This is a genomic window from Butyrivibrio sp. ob235, from assembly GCF_900109475.1.
Lineage (GTDB): Bacteria > Bacillota > Clostridia > Lachnospirales > Lachnospiraceae > Butyrivibrio.
Window position 1 is genome coordinate 1 of record NZ_FOBE01000067.1, and the last position, 2599, is coordinate 2599.

Here is a 2599-nt window from a genome sequence, read left to right on the forward strand (position 1 = left end):
ATTTCATCAAGGTCGATATTGGTTTCTAATAGAGACAGAAACGCGGGCTTGTCATTTTCAAATTTATCCTGACAGTCTGCATAGATATCAGCCAAGAGGCAAAAGACTTAAACACTAAGGAAAAACTCGAAGAACTAGACAAAAACTATGACAGACATAATCAAGAAGTATGGCAGAATTTCGCCACCTTCTGTATTGTAGGACTATCACTTGTAGGTATAGCCGTAGGTGGACCTACTGTCATAAAAAACATCCATAAAATTGCAGCATAAAGTAAGCACCGGACAATTGTTCCGGTGCTTACTTTAAGTCTATATAATTGTCAAAAATCATTTACATTTCCATAGTGCCATCGGATGATTCCGTATGCGCTCAACAATCTCTGTATCTTCAAAAAGCAGTTCCGGCTTGTACTCCTTTGCTATAAATCTTTCCATATATTCCATTTCCTGAGCTGTCGGCTTCATAAGCGAAGCTACATACTCCTTTGCCTGTTGCTTCTTTCCTTCCAGGTCAAATTTATCCTTCACAGCCAGAACCGGGAACAAATCTGATTTTATTTTTGAAAAGACAAGACTGTCTATAGCAGATGTATCGAAGTTTTTGTTCACTTCTTTTGCCGAGATCGTTGCATAGAAAATAATGCATTTTCTAAACAAGTCTTCCTCTCCTGCAAACCGATTAATATCCGCCATATTACAGAAGTCATACAGATCTCTTGCAGCCGCTCTACTTATCAGAGCATTGGTTTTTGCCGCAAAGATTTCCATTGCAGCAACCGTCCTGATCTTTATCGGTTCTCCGAAAGCATCAGTCACTAATGCCCTGTCCTCTGGCAATAGCACGTGCGTTCTCAGTGAATAGTTGATCTCTATCTTGATCATATCTCTATTACCAGCTGCATTCACATAATTATAATGGAATGCGTCCAGGCTGTGACTGAATCTTGATGCCTCAGAGAGAGAATATCCTTGCTCCGACATAAATCCCTTCAGGATCTCCGTCAGATGTTCTCTTTCATTTACCGTTTCTTCTCTTGTCAGATTTGGAACAAAATCCAAATCTATATCAACTGACAATCTTGGAAGGTTAAAAACAGTCAGATTTATTGCCGTTCCGCCCTTAAGCAACAAATGTTCACGCATATATTCATGCGAATTTAAGAAATCAAGAATTATCCTCAATCGAAGAACCTTCTCAAAGGTATCGCGATTAAAGCCATATTCCCGAGCTCTTACATCAAGCTCTCTTCTATTAAATTGCGGCATCTTCTAGCCCTCCGTTTTTCATTCTCTTAATATTCTTTGGATAGACTAACTTCCATTCGCCGGAATAAGCAGGCTCATTTATACCGGTTGTCAGATATCGTTTTGAATCTCCGCTCCTATCCTTACATATCTTTATAAAATCATCGCTTATGCCAAGTTCCCTCTGATATTCACTAAAGATAAAACCTGTCTTCTGATATAAAAAGGCATTGTCATATAAGTCCAGATACTTTAACATTTTTGTTTCATCAATACTGTTCACGGACACGAGACATGAAAGCACCTCTTCCAGCCCGGCAATGAGATTCATATCCTTTATGGAGTCCGTTATCGTCCGCTCCTTATCTGTAATCCTCACGCCGCCGCCAAATTCCGGAAAAACTATACCTTCTTTCATCTGTTCTTTTACATAATGATAAGTGTACCCATCAAATTCAAAGTCGTGAAAACGTGTCTCTGAGCCAACATAAACCTCATAGAAAACCTGATCGGCAGTTCCATAATATTCAAATGCTGTATGATGTGATACATATGAAGATGGAGTGATAGCACTGGCAATTTGAAATCTGTTAGCCACTGGTCCGCCATTTTCACCGCTAAGACACGTATATAACCCATTTCGAATTTTTAGCACCATATTTTCCTTCAGAAGCTTTCCTAATGCAATCCTTGCTGTCCGTTCACTTGAATACAAGCCATTAACTTCTTTCATGGAAAAAATTGGGTATTGTAACAGTTCATAATATAAGTTCATATACTCGCTCCATTATGTTAATTATTTGTCGGATTTTACTCTATAACATAGCATTTCTATACATATTTTTAACTTATCATCATAGAGTTGCCTTGTCAAGTTAAGTCTATGTATTTTTTTACCATGTTTGTTGTAACTATCATACAATATTTAAACCAAACAACATAGATTATTCAATATTTCCGGTCAGATACAAATACCATTTTTTCAAAATTGATTTGTTAAATGCTAATTTGGGACTTTTAACCTAGAAAGTTACCAAAAATGGCATGAAGTATTCCCTCATAGGACTACCCAAAAACGAGTGCCATCGAGTGCCATATCGAGTGCCACAAAGTGCCACACGAGTGCCATTTTTTTATAAAATATATGAATCTTTATCAAGTTATATCAGAGTTGGGATTTCCGCAAATGAAGTATTTATGCGGTTTTGAATAGATTTAATGTTTTATATGGAGATATATGAAAAAGGCGTTCAAATAACGATTCCTAGTTTCATCTTTTATCTCCTTTTTCCCTTATTTAAGGGATTTCTTAACATTATTACTATAAAATCTACACCATTTTACACCAGAAA

Annotated in this window: 2 protein-coding genes; both read right to left on the bottom strand. The window is 37.0% G+C overall.

Annotation, left to right across the window (positions count from 1 at the left end; genetic code table 11):
• Positions 1–329: 329 nt before the first annotated feature.
• On the bottom strand, positions 330–1268 hold the full coding sequence (locus BMW61_RS21395; protein ID WP_091826100.1) for a nucleotidyl transferase AbiEii/AbiGii toxin family protein: 939 nt from the start codon (positions 1266–1268) through the stop codon (positions 330–332).
• A complete protein-coding gene (locus BMW61_RS21400) occupies positions 1255–2022 on the bottom strand; it encodes a type IV toxin-antitoxin system AbiEi family antitoxin domain-containing protein (RefSeq protein WP_091826103.1) in 768 nt (255 codons plus the stop codon). The genes BMW61_RS21395 and BMW61_RS21400 overlap by 14 nt, the downstream gene beginning before the upstream one ends.
• Positions 2023–2599: the final 577 nt, after the last annotated feature.